Genomic DNA, 24,897 nt, shown 5'->3' with positions numbered 1-24,897 from the left:
TCAGGATGTCAACCTTCAAATCACTTTTCGCTGCTTTTTCTATACTGGTTCTGACAACATTCAATGGTTTTGCCCAGTCCAAAAAACTGGAACAGGAAGCCCGTTCAGCAATGTTACGTGCAACCTGTTTTATGGTGGAAAAAGCAAGTGTTAATGGTGGTTATGTAGCTCATTACCTTCCTGATTTTTCCCGTCGCTGGGGAGAGTTGGAGGGTTTTAAAACTCAGGTTTGGGTTCAGGATCCAGGAACTGTAAGTATGGGAAATGTGTTTCTCGATGCCTATAAAGCAACCGGCGATGAGTACTACTATCTTGCAGCAGAAAAAGTTGCCTCTGCACTGATCTGGGGTCAGCTTCCTGAAGGTGGCTGGAATTATATGATCGACTTTGCCGGAGACCGATCTCTAAAACATTGGTACAATACTATTGGGAAAAATGCCTGGGGATTTGAGGAATACTATTACTATTATGGCACTTCAACTTTTGATGACTCCAATACTTCGGGACCAGCTTCCTTTCTTCTGAGGCTTTACCTTCAGAAAATGGACACTAAATATAAACCGGCTCTAGATAAAGCTATTCAGTTAATAATTGACAGTCAGTATCCGCTTGGTGGATGGCCACAGCGTTTTCCTCTTAAGGACAATCATCCCAAAAACGGTAAAGAAGACTATTCCGCTTATTATACATTTAATGATGAAGTAATATCAGGGAATATCGATTTTCTGATTCAGTGTTATATCAACCTGGGAGAGGAGCGTTTTCTGGACCCTATTCGCCGAGGAATGAATTTTTATCTGATCACCCAGCAGGGGAACCCTCAGGGAGGCTGGGGGCAACAATATAATATGGAACTGCAGGTTGCACATGCACGAAGTTATGAACCACCTGCCCTGATGCCAGGATTTACCTATACCCATGTTTTATTGTTGATGAAATATTACCAGTTGACGGGCGACAGAAAATTCCTGGCACGTATTCCGGATGCCATCCAGTGGCTTGAAAGCTGTCGCTTGCCTGCCGAAAAAAGCCTTGGGGGAACGCGTACCCATGCAACATTCATTGAGATCGGGACCAATAAGGGGCTTTATGCTCACCGTAAAGGTACAGGAGTGAAGGATGGTCATTACTGGTGGGATTATGATGATAATAATCTTCTTGCACATTATGGAGGTAAAACCAATATTAATATTCAATATCTCAAAGATGAATATCAGCGGGTAAATGCACTTTCGGTGGAAGAAGCCAGCAGGAATTCTCCCTTGAAGCCGGGTATAATCAAAGATGGAACTTTACCCCAGTCCCTTTCTCCGGCAGTTCCTTCAAGTGGGGCTATACCCAATGATAATATGGTGTCGGATATCATAAAAGCATTGGATCAGGATCGATGGCTTGTAAAGCACATTCAGATCAGCAGGCCTTATTCGGTTTTGCCGGATGGCTCGGAAATGAATACTGCGAAGCTCAGTGATGAAAATGGTAAAGGTATTGTAGATGCCTCAGATCAGCACTATATCTCTACCCGTGAGTACGAAAAGAACATGGGACTATTAATCAAATATTTAAGTCGATAGGACAACCTGAATGAACTTTGAGAATCAATCACTGAAAAATTATACCAATCCGAAAATTAGAACCGGGATTGTGCTGATTCTTATTGTCCTTATAATATTCTCATGTTCAAAAATTTCCAGAACAATACCTGATGGTTTGCCTGACAAGGGAGGTTTGTTCCTTCCGGATAATTTCGAAGCACTCGTTGTAGTTGACAGTATTGGTAAAGCCAGGCATCTGGCTGTAAATGACAATGGGGATATTTATGTCAAATTAACATTTAACCGGGCAATGAAGGGTTCAGGAGGTACCGTAGGATTGCGTGATCTGAATAAGGATGGCCGGGCAGACTCAATTGTTTATTTTGGCGATTATAAGGATATTGGTGGTTCTGCTGTGGGAATGACCATACATGATGGCTACCTCTATACCAGTACAGTTAATCAGGTACTCAAAAACAAACTCACTCCGGGTCAATTAGTTCCCGAAAGTAAAACAGAAGTAGTGCTGACTGACCTTAGTCCGAACGTGGCAAATAACTGGCATACAACTAAGCCAGTTGCATTTGATCGCAGAGGGTATATGTACGTTCCTTTTGGAACACCTTCAGATGCAGGCCAGGATATTACTAAATATGGACCCATTGGAATACCGGGTGGTAAGGGTTTGGATCCATCACCTGAACTGGAAACCCATGGTGGTATCTGGAGGTTTGATGTCTCTAAGACTAATCAAACTCAGCAGGACGGTTATAAATTTGCGACAGGTATCAGAAGTGTAGTTGGGATGGTCTGGAGTCCGCTGGATGATAATTTGTATGCTGTTATGAACGGAATCGATAATTTTCGTACCATTTATCCTGATTTGTACACAGCATGGCAGGCAGCTGTTCTGCCTTCAGAGCCTTTACTTAAGGTTACAGAGGGTTCTGATTTTGGCTGGCCATATGCTTATTATGATCATATGCAAAAGAAAAATGTTTTGCAACCGGGCTATGGTGGTGATGGTAAGATTATAGGAAGGGCATCCAAATTTGATATTCCTGTATTTGGTTTTCCGGGCCATTGGGCACCAATGGATGTGATGTTTTATCAGGGTAATCAATTCCCGGAACGTTATAAACAAGGTGCTTTTGTCGCATTTCATGGATCAACTGATCGTTCACCCTATCCTCAGGCAGGTTATATTGTTTGCTTTGTACCTTTTAAGAACGGGGCACCCAGCGGTGAATGGGAGGTTTTTGCTGATGGGTTTACTGGTGTAGATACAGTAATTAATACCAGTGACGCAGTATATCGTCCAATGGGTCTGGCAACCGGACCTGATGGTTCCTTATATATTTCTGAGTCCAATAAGGGGAAGATCTGGCGGGTAATGTACAAGGGTGACAAAAGCGAGTTCGGAGAGAAACAGCTTGCAGCTATGGAACTTAGAAAGAGCAGATCATATATTAAAACACCAGATGAAGTGAAAGATAATCTTCATAGAGGCGATCGTTTGGCAGGCAGTATTTTGTACAATACCTATTGTGCATCCTGTCATCAGCGCGATGGCAAAGGTGATAATAGTCGTTTTCCACCCCTAGCCGGTGCAGATTGGGTAAACGGAGATAAGCAGAGGCTTATCAATGTGATTCTTAACGGACTTGATGGAGAAATTATGGTTAACGGACAATCCTGGCAGGGTATGATGCCTGCACATGCAGAATTTCTTGACGATCATGCTGTTGCATCGATTTTAACTTATATCCGCCAAAGTTTTGGCAATAAGGCTGGACCAGTCAGTAGTCTTGAAGTTAGTGAGGTAAGGAAGAATTCTAAAAACTAAGGAAATATAGCTTATTCCCCAGTCTTATTTAATTGTAATTTTATCACTTTAAGTATTAAATCAAACAACATGAAATCAACAATTCTATTAGGTTCATTCTTTATTCTTGGACTGACCTCCTGCGTAGGCACTGTTACAACAGAGTCAAAGAAAGAAATTTCAGAACGCAAAATTATAATGCCCGAAGGTTATAACAGGGGACTTCCATTTACCCCGGGAATCCTGGTTGATGGTACCCTTTATGTTGCTGGATTTAGTGGTGAGGATGCCAAAACCGGCATTATTCCTGAGGAATTTGAAACAGAAGTTAAGCAGGCACTGGATAAGATTGGTGTGATTCTTAAAGAGGCAGACATGGATTATAAGGATGTAGTGTCTGTGCAAGTTTATCTGACTGATATGGAACTATTTGAACGGATGAATACTGTTTACCGTACTTATTTTGATGAACCACGTCCAACACGTTCGATAATGGGAATTAAAAGTCTGATCGGACCAGCAAGAATTGAAATTACTGTTACAGCTAAGAAATAATAAAATTAATAATATATAAATCCTTAAGGGTTTAAACGCCATTAAAAAAATAATTTTAACACAAATGAAAATTAATATATCCGAAAACCCTGTAGAATTAGGAAAAGTGTCTGCGGCTGCAGCTATTAAAGGAATTAAAAATGCTATTGATGAAAAGGGACAGGCTAATGTAATTCTGGCCACAGGTGCAAGCCAGTTTGAAACATTGAAGAATATTGTACTTGATCAGAGTATTGACTGGTCTAAAGTGGTCATGTTCCATTTGGATGAATATATTGGCTTACCTGAAACCGAGCCTGCAAGTTTTAGGAAATATTTAAAGGAACGCTTTCTTAATCTGGTGACTCCATTAAAGGCCAGTCACCTGGTGGATGGTGAAAATGATCCTGAGGCAGAATGTAAACGATTAAATGAAATCATTGCAGAACATCCGATTGATGTGGCTTTGGTAGGAATTGGTGAAAACGGGCACCTGGCATTTAATGATCCTCCCGCAGATTTCGATACTGAATTGCCTTATATTGTTGTAAATCTGGACGAAAAATGCCGGTTGCAGCAGTTTAATGAGGGTTGGTTTAAGACAATAGAAGAAGTTCCGAAGCAGGCTATCAGCATGTCGATCAGGCAGATATGCAAGTCAAAGATGATAATATGTTCAGTTCCTGATTCCAGAAAAGCCGAAGCCGTCAAAAATTCATTGGAGAATGAGGTCAGTAATAATTTCCCTGCCAGTATCCTGCAAACCCATCCCAATTGCATATTTTATCTAGATAAACCATCAGCTGCCTTACTTTCTTCAACTAAGTAATATTACAATGAAACGCAGAGATCTGATTAAATACTTGTCCGTGGCACCTTTGGCTGGCGGACTTAGCGGTGTTCCCTATAATACCGCAAATGCAAGTGTAAAAGCACTTGTAAAACGCGACCTGATTAAAGAACTGGGCCTGCGGACCTTCATTAATGCTTATGGAGTCTATACTACCCATACGGCCTCATTAATGCCTGATGAGGTAATGGATGCCATTCAGTTTGCTTCAAAAAAGTATGTATTGTACAATGATCTTCAGGATAAAGTAGGTGAAAAAATTGCTGCTATCTGCCATGCAGAGGCTGCTATGGTCACATCCGGATGCTGGTCGGCATTGGTACTTGGTACTGCCGGGATTTTAACCGGTATGGATAAGGCAAAAGTTGCTTTATTGCCTGATGTTTCGGGTTTTGAGAAAAATGAGGTCATCCTTCAGAAGACCCATAGCGGATCATATGACCATGCATTAACAAACACCGGTATAAAACGTGTTTTTGTAGAGACTGCTGAAGAAATGGAAGCTGCCATTAATCCAAAAACTGCAATGACATGGTATTATAATGAAGCAGAACCATGGGGCAAAATTGGACATGATCAATGGCTGGCTATATCTAAAAAACACAAAATTCCTGCAATGGTAGATATTGCAGCGGATGTGCCTCCTGTTGAGAATTTATGGAAGTTCAATGATATGGGCTACGATGTGGTTTGTGTTTCGGGTGGAAAAGCCATTCGCGGACCACAAAGTGCGGGTATTTTGATGGGAAGAAAAGAAATTATTGCAGCAGCCCGACTAAGTGCGCCTCCCGGTGGAGGAAATATCGGTCGTGGTATGAAAGTGAACAAGGAGGAAATATTCGGCATGTATGCGGCTCTTGATCGTTTTGTCAATCTGGATCATGGAAAGGAATGGAAAATGTGGGAAGACAGAGCCAATGTTATCCTGAATGCAGTGACCAAAGTGAACGGGGTCAAAGCTGAAATTTTTGTGCCACCCATTGCAAATGTAACTCCAACCCTCAGGATTTCCTGGGATCAGTCATTGATTAAGTTAACTTCGCGGGAGATGACCCTAAATTTGCGTAATGGGGAGCCATCAATTGAAGCACCAAAGAGTATCAATGATGCGATGATTCTTTCGGTATGGATGATGCAGCCGGGAGATGAAAAGGTGGTTGCTAAACGTTTTACTGAGGAATTGATGAAAGCCAGGGTTTAAACCTGCATTGCAAAATTTATATTTATTCTTTTAATTTATCTGGTCATGCTCCGCAAACTATTTATTCTTTTTATTGTAATTATCTTCATTTCAGGCTCTGTTCAGGCTCAGAGACCCTATAGAATATTAATTAAGGGTGGCCATGTAATAGATCCAAAGAATAATATCAACGAAAAAATGGATGTGGCTATTCAAGATGGAAAGATTGTCAGGGTTGCAAAGAGCATTGACACTTCGCTTGCCGTTCAGGTAGTTGACGCTGCTGGAATGTATGTTACTCCGGGACTAATCGACTTGCACGCTCATGTCTTTTATGGTTTTGATCCTAACAGTTATCTGAGCGGGGGTACAGTAGCCGTTCTTCCGGATCAATCGACATTCCGTGCAGGGGTTACCACAGTTGTGGATGCTGGAGGTGCCGGCTGGAGATCTTTTCCAACTTTTAAGAAGAACATTATTGATGTGTCAAAAACCAGAGTTCTTTCATTATTGAATATTGTTGGTGAGGGGATGAAGGGTATTGAAAAGTATGAGCAGAATGTTAGTGATATGGATGCCAAAAAAACTGCTGAAGTTGCAATTGCAAACAAGAACGATGTTGTGGGTTTTAAGGTTGCACATTTTACGGGTTCTGAATGGACCCCAATCATCAGAGGTGTAGAGGCTGGAAAATTGGCGAATATGCCAGTAATGATTGACCTGAATACAATTTTTATATCTATTGAAGAACTTTTTACCAAATACCTCCGACCGGGGGATATTTACACTCACACCTTCATCCAGTCTTCGAGGGGGGTAGTTGAGCCTATTGTTGACCTCAAAACGAAAAAATTTAAACCTTTTGTTCTTGAAGCTCAGCGAAAAGGGATCATATTTGATGTTGGTTTTGGTGGAGGAAGTTTTAATTTTAATCAGGCACTTCCCGCTTTAAAGGCCGGATTTTATCCCAATACTATGGGAACGGACTTGCATCAGGGAAGTGTGAACGGTGCGATGAAAGATCAGTTAAATGTTTTGTCTATTTTCATGGCCATGGGAATGAATTTTCCTGATCTGATAAAAGCAAGTACCTGGACACCGGCACAAGTTATTAAACGGGAAGAACTGGGCAATCTCTCTGAAGGAGCTTTGGCCGATGTAGCTGTCCTGTCTATTCGGGATGGTAAATTTGGTTTTCGTGATGTAGCTAGTAACAGTTTTGAAGGCAAACAAAAAATTGATTGTGAGTTAACCATTCGGGATGGTAAGATTGTGTATGATTTGAATGCTATTTCCGGGCTAATCAATCAGTAAGAATAGTTTTTTCTCTGCATTTCTTCAATTTACGTTGTTTTAGAAGATGTGTAAAAATAAATATATTTTTTTTTGGATTTTCGGGTACGTAAACGTAACTTACATATTATTAGGAATATCAATTAGAAGTTAAGATAAGATATAGTTATAAATTATTATATTGTTTCAAAAATCTAATCAATGGAAGGTAATTGCCCGGAAGTTCAGGATGACAAATTGCTGTTGCTGCAGTTGCAGGAAGGCAAAAGGGCTGCCTTCAATATTTTGTACAATAAGTATTGGGAACAAACTTATTCGAATGCTTTCAAACGCTTGAAAGATGAAGATCAGGCAAAGGATATTGTGCAGGAGATTTTTGTAAGTATTTGGGTCAACAGACATAGTCCAATAAATAATTTACCTGCTTATTTAAGTATATCTGTACGTAATCGGGTATTCAAACTTGCCGCAAAGAATAAAAATACAACTCCATATTTAGAAGTGTTTGACAATATCCCTGCCCATAATGAAAAAGCAGATTCAAATATTCTCTGGCAGGAATTCTATCAAGCTTATGAGCAATTGCTCCTGACTCTTCCTCCCAAAAGGCAGCAAATTTTCAGACTTCGTTTTCATGATGATATGCCTACAAAGACTATTGCCAGTCAGATGCAGATTTCCAGAAAAACTGTTCAAAATCAGTTAGGGAAAGCAATTGAACAATTACGTGTTTTCTTTTACTAAGGTTTCTCCGACTTACACAATGTGCAAAAGCGAAGACGAATTTATCGGGCATGATGCCTAATTAAATCCGTAAGTCTGAATTCCCGATTTACTCCATATAGATGTCACTCTTGTCGGTGTTCTCTATTTCACAAGCAATTCACTTCATCTGCTCTGTGATAACACCGACCACAGGGTTTTAAAAAATATTTTATTTTGCAATGGGATATTGTTACATAATATGGTCTATGATGTAGAGTGAGACATTATTTTGCTAAATGAACAATAAATATTTTTCTGAATTACTGAACAAATACTTGAAGCATGAAGCCTCAGAAGAGGAGTCTGAACTGCTTATTAAGCATTATAATCTGTTTGAGTCAGAGGCTGATATTTTTGATTCTTTATCGCAGCATCGGAAAGCAGATATCAGGAACGAAATTGAAAACAGGATTTGGGATGAGATTTTAGACGATGAGATCCTGCCTAAGGATGTTTCTTCGTCAAATAATGGATTATGGCTCAAGTTTTTAGCTGTTGCAGCAGTATTGCTGATTGTGTTCAGTGCAGGATTATATTTCCTGAAGAATGAACCTGTTAAACAGGCTAATGTTATTTCCCGACTGACAGATATAAAGGAGAACAGATTGATTCAGTTACCCGATGGAAGTACCGTTATTTTAAGACCCGGAGCCAAACTCAATTATCCTTCTTCATTTGATGGCCTGGCGAAAAGAGAAGTATATCTGGATGGACAGGCTTATTTTGACATTAAACATAATTCCTCTAAACAATTTATTATTCACACAGGTAAACTTAAAACAATAGTTCTTGGAACAGCATTTGAAATCAATGCATGGTCTGATGATTCAAGTATCCGGGTAACGGTTAGCAGGGGTAAGGTTAGGGTTGAAGATCAAAGTAATAGAACACTTGGAGTTATTATGCCAAATCAGCAGATTACCTATAATAAAGCCAGTAAAAATATTGTTCAAAAGGTGGTTAATGCACCTGAGTATTTAGAATGGAAAGAGCAGGATTTATTACTTAGCGATGTGACTGTTGCTGAGGCTACCAAACTATTAGAGAGTCGTTATAAGGTTGAGATAATGATTTCTGATGATAGCATCAGCTCCAAGCGGTTTACGACTATTGTAAGGAAAGGTGAAACTCTTGATCAGATTTTAAAAAGTATATCGGAATTTAATGAAGCTGTTTTTCAATACAATGCTGATAAAACAGTTATTACTCTGGGTTCAAAATAATGTAGAGAATTGAATTGTCACTTTATAAATAACTATTTTTAGAAATAAAACGAAGATTATGCATTTTGACCTACCACCATAAAAAACCCTCTGAAATCCTGTATGAACAGTGTATTCAGAGGGATAATTGTTGTCCGACTGCCATCGTACCACAATTGATGTTTTAAATCCTGTCTTCTAAAATTAGAAGTCATTTTGATAACTTTTAAAACGTGTAAAATTATGAATATTTTTACAATTCTTGCTGAAAATCAGCAAAAATCCCATTTTGCCTATCATTTAAGGCTACTTTTTGATAAATTATTATTAATAATTATGCAACTCAGATTAGCATTTTTTATTGTTTTAACTACCTCAATTCAGTTGTTCTCAGCTCCTCCTGTAAAGAGCCAGGCCATTGATAAAGTTGAGATAAAACTTGAGCTTAAAAACGAGTCTTTAGTAAAGGCCTTTCAAAAAATTGAGAAGCAAAGTCAATTTCAATTTATGTATCGATATGCCGATGTGAAGGATGTTGATAAATTAGTGCTGTCTACAGAAAATATGACAGTCTCTGATATTTTGAAGGAATTGTTATCCAATACTTCACTTAATTTCAAACAGGTTGATAACAGAATAATGATTATCAATAATTTAAGGACGGGTAATGATGCAAGTGCCGGAAAAGTAAGCGGAACTGCGTCTTCAAACCTGCTCGATATTGTTGTCAGAGGTCAAATTAAAGATTCTAAAGGTGAAACACTTCCGGGAGTAAGTATTAAGGTTAAAGGTACTGAGATTGGAGCATCATCTGATATCGACGGTAGATACTCTTTAACTGTTCCTGATAATGCAATACTTGTTTTTACTTATATTGGATATGTCACACAAGAGGTTGCAGTAAATAATCAGACATTGATTAATGTTAGTTTGGTTGAGTCATCTACATCTTTGAGTGAAGTGGTTGTAACAGCCCTTGGTATTCAGCGGGAGTCAAAATCCCTTACTTATGCTACTCAGGGTGTAAGTGCAGAAGAACTAACGGAAACCCGTACATTGAATGTGGTGAACGCCTTGCAGGGTAAAGTAGCTGGTATGTCCATTGAAACAGCTGGTACCGGTTTAGGTGGCCAGGCGCGTGTTGTTCTGAGAGGTAACCGTTCAATTTCTGGAAACAGTAGTCCGCTTTATGTTGTTGATGGTGTTCCTATGAGCACAAACATAGCTAACTTTAGTCCGGATAATATTGAATCTATCAACGTATTGAAAGGCCCGAATGCAGCGGCTTTATATGGTAGTGCAGCACAGAATGGTGTTATTATTATCGAAACAAAAAAGGGTAAAGAGGGTCAGGTTCAAATTAGTGTAAATGAAACATTCCAAACAGGAAGGCCCCTTCATTATTATGAACCACAGAGTGAGTATGGACAGGGAGTATCAGGAGTTTATAATGCATCAGCTGAAGAATCATGGGGTCCAAAAATGACCGGTCAGATGGTTAATCACTGGTCGGCTGCTCCTGGTTTGGCAGGAACCCAGTATGCATTTTCTCCTCAGCCGAATAACTATAAGGACATATTCCAGAACTCAACATATATGACGCATAACGTTAATGCTTCTGTAGGTTCTGCAAATACTCAAACAGCATTTTCTTATACCAGAGAAGATGCTAAGGGGTTGATGGAGAATAATAATTTAAGGAGAGATAATGCATCTGTAAGAGTAACAAGTAAGTTGAAAAAATGGCTTTCCCTGGATACTAAAATTAACTATATCAGAAATGAAATAGATAATCAGAATGGAACTGGTGATAATGCTGCCAATAATCCATACATGAATATCTATCGTTTGCCACGTAATATTCGGTTTGATGATCTGAGGCAATTTGAGTATACTGACGCATCTGGTGCTAATAAGCAAAACTTCTGGAATCCGGGTTCTACAATTGGAAGGAACCCATTCTGGATCATGAACCGGGTTGTTAATTTTACAACTACTGATCGTGTAATTGCCTTAGCTTCAGCAACTATTGATTTTACTGATAAGCTTAAGTTCATGGGGCGTACATCTTTTGATGGCGGTTCTAATACCAATGAAAGAAAAGCCTGGATTGACTCTTATGGAGGTGGTCAGGATAATTTTGGTAGTTATAGTGCCAGCATTACTGGACCGGGCCAAATCTGGAACCATGATGCCATCTTGTCTTACACTGACAACATAACCAAAAACCTTAATGTTTCAGGTTTGATCGGAGGTACCCTTAGAAAGACAGATGGTTCAGGAAGCATGACTGCAAGTACGCAGCAAGGACTCATTATTCCAAACTTCTTCTCATTTGGAAATACTGCTCTTACACAAGGTTCTTTTGTTCCAAGTACAAGAGAAGAAATGCAGTCCGCCTATTTTTCAGCCAATTTTGGATACAAGAGTTATCTGTATCTTGATGTTACCGGTCGTAATGACTGGAGTTCAACTCTGCCTGCAAACAGCCGGTCCTATTTTTATCCTTCTGTAGGTGTATCTTCAATTCTTACAGATATGATCCCGGGACTTCCGGATGTAATTTCATATGCCAAACTTAGAGCCTCATATGCAAAAGTAGGTAGCAGTGCATCACCTTATCAGTTAAGCCGCTCAGCTACCTTTGCAGGAACTGGAGGAAACTTTGGTTTCATAACTTTGGGTGCTGTTTTGCCGAATCCAGATCTTAGACCTGAAACGACGAAAGGTTATGAGCTTGGACTTGATACCCGTTTGTTTAATGGCCGTTTAGGACTTGATATCACAGCTTACAAAACAAATACATTTGACCAGTTGTTTACAATCGCTTTGCCATCCGGTTCTGGGGCTGCTTCATTCTTTACGAATGGTGGGGATGTTCAGAATACAGGTATAGAAGTTGTTTTATCGGCAACACCGGTACAGAATGCAAATGGATTGACCTGGGATATAAGCAGTAATTTTGGAAAAAACAGGAACTGGGTTAATAAGATTTCTGATGATCGTCCAAGAATAATTGTTGGTGGTGATTCATATATGTCTGATTTCGTTGTCGCACAGGGACAGGAATTCGGTAATATTTATACCAGAGGTTGGAATAGAGATGCACAAGGAAGAGTAATTGTTGGCGCAAATGGTATACCAACCCTTACTCCCGGAAGAACAGTATTAGCTGCTAATTTTAATCCGGACTGGATGGGTGCCATCACAAATAATTTTTCATATAAGAACTTTGATTTTGGATTCCTGATTGAGCACAGACAAGGGGGTAGCATGGTTTCCATCACTGACGGACTTTTATATGGGGAAGGAATGACCAAGGAAACTCTTCAAGGCAGAGAGGGAGGATTAGTGTTCGGAGAGAATTTGTTTCCAAATGAGACTGGCGTTCTTGCCAACGGATCTCCTAATACTACTGCAATAACTTCACAAACTTTTTGGAGACTAATTGGGGGCAGGAATGCACCTATTGGTGAAGCATTTATCGTAAGTGCTACTAATACCAGGGTTAGAGAGGCCACACTTGGTTATACTTTCCCAAAATCAATGTTGAGCAAAGTCGGATTTATCTCGGGTGTTAAACTATCCCTGGTTGGAAGGAATCTGTTCTTCTTAAACAGGAATGGTAATTGGGATCCGGAAATTCTTTCGGGAGCTGGTACTGCATCAGCTGGTTTTCAAACCTATGTTCCACCTACTGAACGGACTTTTGGTTTAAACCTCAAGGTTGATTTTTAGTAAATTTTATTAATAAGTTTTAAATAGAGATAAAATTAATATTATGAAAATATCAAATTATATAAATAGAAGTGTAGCCTCTATGGCCATCCTTCTTACCATTGGTACAGTTTCCTGTACCGACCATTTCGATGATCTCAATACACCCAGAGCTCAGCTTACTGTTGAGCAAATGACTCCGAATATGGTTGGCTTTGCATTCGCTGAAGCTCAGCATTTTGGAATGAGAGCCTGGTATCAGGGGAATAACCTGTTCGCGGGAGAGTACTCACAATTTCACGCGATCATACATCCTAACTTTGCTTCCGCTAATTTTAACGGACCGGGCAGCTGGTTAAATTTGTTGATGGAAGGATTCTATTCGAATACTGCTTATGGAGCTGCTGCAAATCAGCTGGATTTAGTACTTAAAAATACAGCTCAAAATAATCTGAAGCCTGAGAGTGCACTCGCTAAGATATGGAAAGTTGCATTATATCACCGTCAGACTGATTACTTTGGGCCAATAATCTATTCTGAATTTGGTAATGGTAAAACCAGTGTTCCATTTGATTCTCAGAAGGATATTTATTACGATTTCTTTAAGATATTGGATGAAGCGGCAGCAGATCTTAGGGCAGCAAATCCGGCAGTTAAAATTTTCGCAATAAGTGGAGGTTCTCATGATCTTGTTTACAATGGGGATGTGTTAAAGAATCTTAAATTCCTTAACTCTTTACGTTTGAGACTTGCCATGCGTATTTCTTATGTTGAGCCTGCAAAAGCGAAGCTGGAGGCCGAAAAAGCTGCTGCTGCGCCTGAAGGTTTTATTGTAAATAATGCGGATAATGCACTTTCAAAAGTTAAAGTTGATGGTACAAACGTGAACAAACTAAGTACGATTACCTATATCAGTGAATTTGTGCTCAGCTCTACTCTTGCAAGTCTTATGAATGGATACGAGGATCCAAGGATTCCTGTATATACTCAGCCATGCTGTGGACGTTTAACTCCTTCAACTGCCGTTTTTGGTGGTTTAGTTGGATTTAGAAACGGTTACCCTTCAGCTCAAAGAGGAAACAATCTTGATTTGTCATATTCCTATGTTGGAAAAAAATGGTTACCAATTAATAACGGAGGTACCAATGAGCCTGATCATATTATGGAAGCTGCCGAAGTGTTTTTCCTGAGAGCAGAGGGAGCACTGAGAGGTTGGAATATGGGCGGAACAGCACAACACTTTTACAATGAAGGAATTAAGGCATCCCTTAAATTCCGGACTACTGCTTCTGATGCTGAAGTTAATGCTTATGTTGTCAGTACTAAGAAGCCTTCAAAACCATTGGATAGATTCGGTAATCCGGATGCACGGAATAGTCCGCCTGTAACTGATATTCCAGTACTTTATGAAACAGCAGGAAGTTTTGAAAGACAATTGGAGCAGATCATCACGCAGAAATGGCTTGCCCTTTTCCCAATGAATGATACTGAGGCATGGGCTGAACGCCGTAGAACAGGTTATCCTAGAGGATATGCAATTATTCAATCCGATAATCCTGCTCTTAGCAGAACTCAGCTGGCAAGAAGATTAATCTATCCTCCTAACTCTTATTCGACCAACAAAGCAGCAACAGACGCTGCCCTGGCTCTTCTGGGTGGCCCGGATAGCTATGCAACACGGGTATGGTGGGATGCTAAGCCTTTGGCTTCGTTCCCAACTCCAACAGATTGATGTTTTTAATAGCAGTTATTGATTTTCATAATCAATAACTGCTATTTTACTCTTTATTAGACATTATACAGCTTAATTTAATTTTTCTATCAAAGAAAAATTGTTCTTATAAGCAAATTTTATTTATCTGTGCTTTAGTTTGTATATATAAACATATTGCTGAGTTTCGGATTACAACCGTTTGATCTCTTAAGTAGTTCAGTAATTATATAACAAAATTCTTATTTGAGAGTTTACAGGGCTCCCGTTGAATTCCATCATGTTATTATAATTTATGAGTTTTCCTGTTAATTTTCTTTTATCAAAATCTATATAACTTAAAGGTTATGAGAAAAGTATCTTCCCTATTTGCATTACTGATGCTCAACTGTTTAACTGTACTCTCATTATTTGGGCAGCTAACAGAAGAAAGTAAGTCAGGCTACAAGGCACTTGCCGGTATTGCAAGAACTGATGATCCTAAAATCAATTCAAAGTTCAGGTTTAAAGAAACCAATCTTGATGCTGCAGGTATTGAGAAGGAAGCGCAATTGATCAAATTAAAGTTTGATCAAAGTAAAAAAATAATCAGACTACAGGATACTGAACTTGTTGAGGATGATGCACCGGCTGCCGGTCTTCCCGAAGGGTATAAAACCTATACTAAAGGTCCGGTAGAATGGGTTGAAGATTTGAAAAAGGGAATTGTAATAAAGAAGATTTTAGAGATTGATAATACTACTGCAGCTTCTGCCAGACTGGTATTTAAAGGAATGGAGGTTAAAGGTAACCGTGCCCCACTGCATTTATCCCTGAACGGGGAGAAGTTTATCAGACCTGCTTCTGTCATCGCATATCCACATGCACATCAGTATATTAAAATGTCAGGACTTGACAGATGGTATTACATCGACATCCCACATGAAAAACTACGAAAGGGAAAGAATGAAGTTCTTATGTGGACCGAGACAGATTCAGTTTCCTGGCGGGTATTGATTGCTCACATCAATGAATTTAAACGTGGATCTTTAACACGTACAAGCCCGAACCGTTCTATGAAAAGCAGCAATGGCGGCAATACATGGAGCGATACAAAGCTCGGAGCAATGGATCAGATTGACGGGGAGTATTCTGTGCGTTTTAGCTTAGACAGGTTCCTGCCATCCGGCGAATACATTTCTCCTTTAATTGACCTTGTGGATGGGGGAAGTCCGCTTAAGCGAAGCTTAGGCAATTTGAAAGCGAGTTTTTGGGCTGATATTGAAGAACCCTTAATGACATCTGCCAAAGTTTTTTTCCGTTATGGATCAGGTCCATTTGTTGGTGATCAATCATGGACATCCTGGCAGCCGCTTGTAAGAGGCCGGGAGTATTCTCTGGGGGATAAACGCTATTTCCAATGGAAAGCTGAGCTTAACACCACCGATCCTTTACGGACCCCACTCATCAGAAATTTTCGTTATTCAACGTCATGGGAAGATAATTCACTAAACACGAAAGCCGGATTACAAGCCCATGTGAAAAATAATGGAAGGATAATTCAATCATCTTATCCCTTCTCCTATGAAAATTTAAATCACCTTGAACTGAAAAAGTATAGGGAAGACCATAAGCTTGATCAGATTGTTAAAGGTGCCAATACAGAATTTGAAGTGATGATGCGCCTTCTGAACTGGGCTTATCGTGTGCCACTCAGGAGTGAAGCTTATTCCTGGAACTGGAATGATGTTACTGTAACTCCGCTGATATCGGAAGAAACCGGTATGCCACAGCTTAACGGACCGTTTTTTAAAGGCCGTAGAATGGTTGAAATGTGTCTTTACCCAAATCAGGCTTTGATTGGGGCGCTCCTTTCTATGGGATATCAGGCACGACATATAAACATACATAGTGAAGGGGAGAGTGGCCATGAAGTGACAGAAGTATGGTCAAATCAGCTTAATAAGTGGATCTATATGGACTCAACCCGCGACTATTATTATTTTGACCCGGAAACAGGTATTCCGTTTAATTTGCTTGAAATCCATAATCTGCTTGCAGCCGCAATGCCACGTGTAGAAACCTGGGAACGTCCTTTCGCTCCGGAGTTTGGTCCGGAATTGGTTAAAACATTAAAAGTTGCACAGCGTCAGGGTAATAATCCTTTCCCAATTGAGGGAGGAGGTGGCACTCACATTCTTGAAATTATGGGTCATTTCCGCATCATTCCCCGCAACGACTTCCTGTCAAATCCTCTGCCTGTTCCGGTACATACCGGTGATACTATGTGGGGTTGGGATGGATTTTTAAACTGGTACGATGATGTATTTCCAAAGCGTGATGAATATCAGCGATATACTAACCGTGAATCTGATTTTTACCAGCCCCTGAACCAGGCTAAAATTTATTTGAATGAGACTAATAAATCCGGAATTCTAAAGGTTGAAGTTGATGCTTTTACTCCCGGAGGATTTGATAGTTTTCTCGTTGCCAATACCGATGGAGAATGGCAAAGTCAAAGCCAGAAGTCATGGGATTGGGCGCTTCAGAGTGGTTTAAATACGATAAAGGTGCGCACCAAAAATATCCGAGGGATACTGGGCCCGGTTAGCGAGCTAAATGTTACTTATAATCCATAAAATTGGTCAATAGAAGTTTATGGTGGGACAATTTAGATTATGATGAATTATAAAAAGCTTCAGCGAGCTGAATTTCTGAAAATGACCGGTGGACTGGTATTTTTAATGCTAAGCAATAAATGGTCTTTCGCTCAAAGCAGTTTATCCTCCGATCTTGTTTCAAGCGCACAAAAACGTCAGGAATATACTATTGCCTTATTAAAGAAACTTGTTACTGATATTGGACCAAGACCCAGTGGTAGTAAGGCTTTTGCAAAAGCGGCAAAGATAGTTCTTAAGGAAATGCAGCGTTCCCTTCCTCAGGTAAATTTTGATAGATACGAATTTGATGACTGGGGTCCGATAAATAGTTCAAGTCTGATTGTTGGAGCTCAGCATATTGAGGCTATACCTCAGAAGAGAGGTTTTGGTACTCCTGCAAATGGTGTAAGTGGAGTTTTTGCTAAAATTGGAAGTGCTTATGCTATTACAGACGAGCAAAATGGTCAGATTCTGGCATATTTTTCTGTCAATCAATATGGGAGAGCTATAGCAGGATCTGGCTCAGGAAACCTTGATAAATCCGTTCCAGTTTTTGGGATTGGGAAGCAGGATGTTCTTCTTCTGGACCGAAGTGCAAAAAATAAACTTTCGGCAAGTATTAAATCTGAATATAAGCCTGTACATAAAGCTCCCGGAATCAATGTAATAGGTCGTATACCCGGCAAAACAAAAAAGGAAATTCTGATCATTGCCCATCTGGATACTATTTTTAATACACCGGGTGCCAATGATAATGCAGCCTCAGTGATTGTCATGCTGATGCTTGCACATGCTGCATCCGGTAGGGAACATAATCATACACTGACTTTTGTGGCCTCTGATTCCGAGGAGTATGTTTATGAGGGTGCACATCACTATGCAGCGGGCCGCATTGCTGATAATACAATGAATGATATCAGGTATGTCCTGAATTTTGATTCATTGACCTATGGCCCAAACCTCTGGATTAATTCAAAAGACCAGGGAGTCAAAGATATGATCAGGGATATTCATAAGGATTTGAATATTGAATCAACCCCGATTTACGGAGAAAATGATGGATTTGTGATGGACTCATTACCCTTCAAACCTTCAGGTGCCATAGCTTTGCATGCAAACAGCCGCGGTTATGATGAGAAAACCCTGCCTGTTTATCATCGTCCAGATGATACTGCTGACAAAGTTCCACTTGATTGTGTGGAAATAAGTTTTCAAGTGTTTGATGAGTTCATAAAAAGAGCAGACCGTACTTGAAAGCCCGAAAATAAATCATGAGTAAATAATAACAAACCATATAATTTAATTAGTATAAACATGAAAATTGCCGTATTTGTTGCCTTACTTTTTACAGCCGGAATGACCAATGCCCAAACGGGTTCTGGCTGGTATACAGAAGGGAAAGATTATGCCCCTACCCGAAGAATCAAGATTACAGTTACAAACCCTTTAAATGTACCGGTCAAAGGATGTCCGATCGTAGTCCCACGTACAATTTTACCGATGCAAAACATCCCGGAACGATGGATAGGTATTGTAGATCCCCAACTTCCTTCCGATCCGGAGCCTACGGTTGAACAGCTCAAGACGAATAGTGGTTACGTGCGAAGAAAAGAAACGAACGGCCATTATGTAGAACTTCAGGTAGATGATAAGAATAAGGATGGAATTTGGGATGAGATATTTTTCATGTCAGATTTGGCAGCTAAAGAATCCCGTGATTTCTACATCTATATTGACCACTATGAGCGTGGCATGTATGAGCATCAGGTTCATGGATCAATAGCCAATTATGGCCGTCATATTGTACCGCTTTGGGAATCAAAAGATATGGGCTGGAAACTTTGGTACCCTCATGAAGTAGACCTTCACGGAAAGAGAGCACCAATGTTGACCGCGTATTATGAATATTCCACCAATAAGTCGGGCTATTATATGCCCTGGGAAATGGGGACGGATATCATGACAGTAGCGAGCACTTTCGGAGCAGGAGGGATGTGTATTTTTGAAAACCCAATGGATATGGAGAACCCAGCACGCGCATATCATTCTCCATTCAAGAATAAAGGACCCTTTGACGACAGCCGCTTTGCATTTGATTTAGTGTATAACGGTCCGCTACGCAGCATGATCAAGGTTAGCACGACCAATTGGAATTCAGGACAGGGATTTTATGAACTGGATCAATACTATACGGCCTATGCGGGTAAAAGCTGGAGTACAGTTGAGACAAAATTCAATGAGTTTAATGCACCGAATGCCCAGGTGATGTTTGGTGCAGGTATTCGCAGGATAATGAATGAGTATACTTCAGTAAATAAAAATGGGATTGCCATATCAATGGGTAAAAATGTTGAGGCAAGAATCCCGGATGAGGATATTGGTGATGAGGTTTTGATGGTGCCATGGCAGGGAATAGGTTTGGTGATAAAAGACAAATTTAAGCCTCAGTATCAGGCGATAAAGAACTATGGAGGAAACCATGTATTTAAGATGCCTGTAACCGCTGATCTGAGCTATGAGTACATGATATTTGGCGCCTGGAGTTTTGGTGAAGTAAATAATAATGAAAAGGATTTTGTAAAGTATGTGGAAGACGAGGCATTGAAATACAATTATCCTCCTCAGATAACAGTACATGCGCTGGAAACAAAAGCCAAATAAAACAAATGGGAATATCAGGTACGGATCTGAAAGGCCGTACCTGTTCTCCCTTTTAAATTTCTCAATTGAGAAGAATGTTTGCCTTTGACCATCTTCTGTTCTGAATTTTTATAATATATTTTTAGCTATCAGGCAATGAAAAAAACACATTATTTAAAGTTATTCTCCTTAACTCTGATTGTATTTATTGGTTTATCTGAAAGCCTCTCAGCGCAAATAAAAGTAGGTGTTGCAGAGACAATAATTACGCCCCCGAATCCAATTGGTGTGAGGATGGCCGGTTACGACAGGGGTGCAAATACCTCTACCGGTGTTCATGATGATCTATTTGCCCGAAGTCTGGTTGTAGAGGCTGCTGACGGAACAAGTTCTGCAATGATCACTGTTGCTGTGGTTAATATGTCTGAACTGGTAATGGACCAGATCCGTACAGGGGTAAATAAAGAGACCGGAATTCCATTTAAAAATGTGATCGTTTCTTCTACCCATACCCATTCCGGCCCTGTTATGGGCAATCTGGAGGATGCTTATATCAAATTTTTCATAAGCAGAACAGTTCAAAGTGCTGTTAATGCATGGAAAGGCAGAGTTAATGGGAAGATTGGAGCAGGTTCAACAGATGTTTTTGGAATGGCAATGAATGACAGAAGAATGGAGCATGGCGGTGTTCCACCTGATCCTGAAGCAGCCGTTATCAAAGTTGAGAATGCGCAGGGCAAACTAATGGGGGTATTTTTCAATTATGGCTGCCATCCTTCAACTTTGGATCTTCATAATTTAAAATTCACAGAAGACTGGCCGTATTTTTCTATCAAAGGAATTAAAGATAAATTACCGAAGGGTGTTATTGTAGGATATTTTCAATCCGCTCAGGGCGATGCCAAAGTAGGCTACCAGGCAGAACTTTCGGCAGTGGGTGCTTTTATGCAGGGAATCAGAAGCTTTGAATTTGCCGAAAAGAAAGGTGCCCTCCTTTCAGAAGCAGTTCTCAAGGTATTACCGGGGATTAAAACCTCTGCAAACCTGGATGTAAAGGTTGCTTATGATAAATTTAAAATCCCGGTTCGTACAACTTTCCCTTATACACATGAAGAAGCCCTTCGCTGGCAGGAGCAGGCCAAAAAGACTTTAGAGGAAAAGGAAAAATTGGTCATTTATTATCCCAAAGATCTCGAAGGTGTTGAAAGACTGAACCAAGCCGCCCGTGAATTGGTGGCTAAAGGCGATATAGGTAAAACCATCGGACCAAGAACACTGGATAAGTATAAAGTTGATTATTGGCTTGCCACCCAGGCGGTCGGTCAATCGAAAAGGATTGAAGCCCTTCCTGCTAATCCGGCACCGTATTTAATGCCTATGCAGGCCATCCGTATCGGAACAACAGTTTTGGTAACCTTCCCTGCTGAAGTCTTTACTGAAATTGGTTTAAGCGTTAAACAAAAATCACCTTATGCAAATACCTTTATTTTGGGTGTGGCAGGTGGATTTAATGGATATATCGCCACCGCCGCAGAGTATATAGAAGGCGGATATGCAGTTAATGGAAGTCCTTATGCACCGCAGGCTGAGCAGGTATTGATTGATGCGTCGATGGAGCTGATAAATAGGGTTAAATGAACTGACAGTTGACAGTTGATAGTTGACAGTTGACAAAACCTTCTAGGGTATTAAAACCAAGTGTAAAATGAACCAATAAATTACTGACAATTGGTAAAGATAACAGAAAACAGATTTCAGACATCAGACATCAGACATCAGACAACAGACAACAGAAACACACCATGAAAATAAAAGCAATAGCACCTTTCCTGTCACTTCTCCTTTTCGTAAGTGCAGGTAATGCGCAAACATCAGGAAGCAGGGTGCCATATGTCATTTATGATAATTTCGATACCGGTGAGATGTTCACATGGGAGCCGTATCCCTATCAACAGGACACAGGTTACGATCCTGCCTTCAGTACCAAAAAGGAACCTGCTTATGGTGGAAAAGGGAGTTCGCTTTGGCGTTTAACCAAGCCTAATGATGCTAATGATCTTACACAGGGATTTACTAAGCGAATTGATATGTATGCTACTTCATCAACGCGATTGAAGTTTGCTTTCTTTTTAATGAGTGACAGAAAACCGGCAAATCTGGATGTTTCTCTGGGAACTTTTGAAGGCACATTGTACACCCACACTATCAGTTCGCCAAAAGCAAACACCTGGGTTGAAGTGGACCTTCCAATTGAGTCTTTCAAGTCTTCAGGTAAGTCGCTGAGTGCAGGTGCGCACCTTCAGGTTGTCGTTATGAAAACTTTTTATCCGGTGGTGAATCATTTACCCAGCTATTCTATGCTGATGGATGAATTCCGGCTTAACGGAGAAAGGCCCAGACAGTTTATTTCAACCCAGCCAGGTTCCACCTGGCTGGAGCACTTTGGTCAGACGGTAATTCATAACCATTATACAACAGGTCAAACCATATCATTGAGCGTAAAGGCCGAGGATGGTGTGAAGCCTAATGCTGTAAGCGCTGATCTTATAAGTCCGGATGGGCAGACCAGATTAAAAAAAGTCAAATTTTATGATGATGGAACACATGGCGATTCCCGGGCAGGAGATGGTATATGGTCTAATAATGCAGTACATACAATCAAAGCCGGAGATTCCAGAGGACAGTGGAAAGCAAGAATTACTGCCGAAGGAGCACAAGGTTTTACATGGGATATGAGTTTTATCATTCAGGTTCCGGGTTTAAATGCAACAAGCCATCCCAGGGTCTTTTTTACCGGCCCGGAACTGGCTGCCAGAAGAGCCGGATTTGAACCCCCGGCTGCAAAAAAATTATTAGAGAATTTTATCAACACTTATAAGCCATCAACTGTAGATATCAATTCCTTGCCTCAACCTACATCAGTAGCTCCTGAATCTGTTACCGGCGGTCCTTATGCCAGTGCAAGCATGGGTGGCTGGTATAACACCCAGAATACTCTTGCCAGGGTTATTAATAATGAAGCCTGGCAATTTTATCTGACCGGCAATAAAGAAGCCGGAGAGAAGGCTAAGGCAGCACTTACCGAACTTTGCTCAATGCCATCATGGAACCATCCATGGATGGAGGCAAACGGAAACCATACCTATTATCCTGGTGCTCCGGCCGCTATGGCTGCGGCATTGGGTTATGATTTATTGTTTCAAATTCTTTCTGAACAGGAGCGTAAAGAGATTCGTAAAGGAATTATGGAAAACTCCATCAAACCTTTCTATCGCGATATGGTTGAATTAAACCGAATGCCAACAAGCAATTCGAATCACATAGGTGTGATCCTCTCCGGAGTGGGGCTTGCGGCTATGGCGATTGCCAATGATGATCCGGAATTACCTGGCCTTGAACCTTATCTTTCGGGTATCCTTGCTAAATCCAAACAGTTTATTGATCGCACCATGCTGCCTGAAGGTAGCTACAATGAGCCCTATACTTATCAGGAAATGGGATACCGGGAGTTTGTAGAGTTTCTGTTTTCCCTCGAAAATAATTATGGGATAGATTATACTTCTACTACCTATTTAAAAGAGTTTTACCAGTATCCATTGTATGTAACCCAGAATAACAGGGGAAAATATCAGGATCTGGGTGATGTTTCTCCTACCTACAATTTTACCCAGCAACCCATGCAGTGGCTTGTTTATAAGATGAAAGATCCGTTCATGTATAAATATGTTAAACCATCATGGGATTCAGGTGTAGCAAGGGGAGGTATTTTGCCATACCTCTGGTATACAGAGGGTATCACACCGATCAGCAGGGAGACTCTTCCAACTTCAAAGCACTTTGTAGGTAAAGGCCACATGGTAATTCGTTCAAGCTGGGATGATTCAGGTAGTATCCTGATTTATAAAGCCGGACCTAATGGAAATCATTATCATTATGATCAGGGTACCATTCTGCTGACACATAATGGAGAAGAGTTGTTGAGTGACGCCGGTCATAGCAGCAGCTATTATGCAAATCTTTATTTCCCCGGATATTATACTCAGGCGGTAGGACATAATGTGATGCTGGTGGATATGAATGCCGAGAGTCAGGCACCCGGAGATTTTGATAACGGGATAGCATCGTTAAAGACCTGGCCAAAAATTACCAGTTCATTTGCAGGTGAAAGATCAAGTGGTGTGGAAGGAGATCTCACAAGTGTTTACAAAGGAGTTGTGTCAAATTATACCCGCACCTTACTCAGCATTAAAAATGGTCCGATATTTCTCTTTGATCAGGTGAAAAGCCCTGATGCACATTCATACAATTGGCTTTTTCATGCCGAGCACACGAATGGGAAAAGTTCAATTTCTTATGCGGATAATCGGATGAGCATAAATCGCCCTGCGGCTAGATTGACTATGGATGTACTTTCCCCGCAGCCATTAACGGGAGTGATTCGTAACTCTGATCGGGATGAGAGTTTTATTGCTATATCATCTGCGAAACAAAATAATGCAGATTTTCTGGCGGTAATGGTGCCTGAAGGAAAACCTGCTAACGGTGATTATGCAGTAAGGCCAAAACCTACGCGGATTGATTCTAATGACTGGATAGGTGCTGTGTTGAATGAAGTTAACACAAAGTATTATGGATTTTTCAGGGTGAATCAAAGTTCAGATGCCAGTGTTGAGGGTTTTAAAACAGATGCAAGCAGATTTACGGCAGTAATTTCGGAAGATCAGCTAAAAGAAGCTTATTTTGAAGGCAAAAGTTTTGATGCTTATGGTTCAGGGTTGAAATTTTCTAGTTCTGTTATCGCTTCTCTTAGCCTTTCAGATAGAGGTACAGTTCTTGAAGTAAAATCGGATAGTCCTTCTGAACTCATGATGGTAAGTCCGGTAAAGCCGTCTTCTGTTGTTCAGAATGGACAGAGTGTAAAGAATTGGAAGTATGATCAGAATTTAAAAATTCTGACACTGACTATACCTCAGGGCCAATCAAAAATTTCAATAAACTAGGCGAAT

General features: G+C 40.4%; 15 protein-coding genes. All 15 read left to right on the top strand.

What is annotated here, in order from left to right; all coding sequences use genetic code 11:
• The first annotated feature begins 5 nt into the window (after positions 1-5).
• A complete protein-coding gene (locus Q8S11_RS13555) occupies positions 6-1,574 on the top strand; it encodes a pectate lyase (RefSeq protein WP_305662653.1) in 1,569 nt (522 codons plus the stop codon).
• A gap of 10 nt (positions 1,575-1,584) precedes the next feature.
• A complete protein-coding gene (locus Q8S11_RS13550) occupies positions 1,585-3,381 on the top strand; it encodes a c-type cytochrome (protein ID WP_305662652.1) in 1,797 nt (598 codons plus the stop codon).
• Between the two features lie 69 nt (positions 3,382-3,450).
• On the top strand, positions 3,451-3,915 hold the full coding sequence (locus Q8S11_RS13545; RefSeq protein WP_305662651.1) for a RidA family protein: 465 nt from the start codon (positions 3,451-3,453) through the stop codon (positions 3,913-3,915).
• Positions 3,916-3,979: 64 nt separating this feature from the next.
• Positions 3,980-4,723 carry a glucosamine-6-phosphate deaminase gene (locus Q8S11_RS13540; protein WP_305662650.1) on the top strand — a complete coding sequence of 248 codons (744 nt, stop codon included), beginning with the start codon at positions 3,980-3,982 and terminating at the stop codon, positions 4,721-4,723.
• Between the two features lie 7 nt (positions 4,724-4,730).
• Positions 4,731-5,945: a PLP-dependent transferase gene (locus Q8S11_RS13535; RefSeq protein ID WP_305662649.1), complete on the top strand. Its 1,215-nt coding sequence runs from the start codon at positions 4,731-4,733 to the stop codon at positions 5,943-5,945.
• A gap of 45 nt (positions 5,946-5,990) precedes the next feature.
• Entirely contained in the window at positions 5,991-7,238 is a 1,248-nt protein-coding gene (locus tag Q8S11_RS13530; protein WP_305662648.1) for an amidohydrolase/deacetylase family metallohydrolase, read from the top strand.
• Positions 7,239-7,418: 180 nt separating this feature from the next.
• Positions 7,419-7,961 carry an RNA polymerase sigma factor gene (locus Q8S11_RS13525; RefSeq protein ID WP_305662647.1) on the top strand — a complete coding sequence of 181 codons (543 nt, stop codon included), beginning with the start codon at positions 7,419-7,421 and terminating at the stop codon, positions 7,959-7,961.
• Positions 7,962-8,218: 257 nt separating this feature from the next.
• Positions 8,219-9,205: a FecR family protein gene (locus Q8S11_RS13520; protein ID WP_305662646.1), complete on the top strand. Its 987-nt coding sequence runs from the start codon at positions 8,219-8,221 to the stop codon at positions 9,203-9,205.
• A gap of 222 nt (positions 9,206-9,427) precedes the next feature.
• Entirely contained in the window at positions 9,428-12,922 is a 3,495-nt protein-coding gene (locus Q8S11_RS13515; protein WP_305662645.1) for a SusC/RagA family TonB-linked outer membrane protein, read from the top strand.
• Between the two features lie 43 nt (positions 12,923-12,965).
• Positions 12,966-14,633, top strand: a complete 1,668-nt coding sequence (locus Q8S11_RS13510) for a SusD/RagB family nutrient-binding outer membrane lipoprotein (RefSeq protein WP_305662644.1) — start codon at positions 12,966-12,968, stop codon at positions 14,631-14,633.
• A 326-nt stretch (positions 14,634-14,959) separates the two neighbouring features.
• Positions 14,960-17,230: a hypothetical protein gene (locus tag Q8S11_RS13505; protein ID WP_305662643.1), complete on the top strand. Its 2,271-nt coding sequence runs from the start codon at positions 14,960-14,962 to the stop codon at positions 17,228-17,230.
• Between the two features lie 39 nt (positions 17,231-17,269).
• A complete protein-coding gene (locus Q8S11_RS13500; RefSeq protein WP_305662642.1) occupies positions 17,270-18,505 on the top strand; it encodes a M28 family peptidase in 1,236 nt (411 codons plus the stop codon).
• 60 nt (positions 18,506-18,565) lie between these two features.
• A complete protein-coding gene (locus Q8S11_RS13495) occupies positions 18,566-19,912 on the top strand; it encodes a DUF4861 family protein (RefSeq protein WP_305662641.1) in 1,347 nt (448 codons plus the stop codon).
• A gap of 135 nt (positions 19,913-20,047) precedes the next feature.
• Positions 20,048-21,529 (top strand): neutral/alkaline non-lysosomal ceramidase N-terminal domain-containing protein, encoded by a 1,482-nt coding sequence (locus Q8S11_RS13490; RefSeq protein WP_305662640.1) that lies wholly within the window; start codon positions 20,048-20,050, stop codon positions 21,527-21,529.
• Positions 21,530-21,693: 164 nt separating this feature from the next.
• Entirely contained in the window at positions 21,694-24,891 is a 3,198-nt protein-coding gene (locus Q8S11_RS13485; RefSeq protein WP_305662639.1) for a heparinase II/III family protein, read from the top strand.
• The last annotated feature ends 6 nt before the right edge of the window (positions 24,892-24,897 follow it).

Source organism: Daejeonella sp. (assembly GCF_030695525.1).
Taxonomy (GTDB): domain Bacteria; phylum Bacteroidota; class Bacteroidia; order Sphingobacteriales; family Sphingobacteriaceae; genus Daejeonella.
This window is presented reverse-complemented; position numbering and strand designations above follow the sequence as displayed.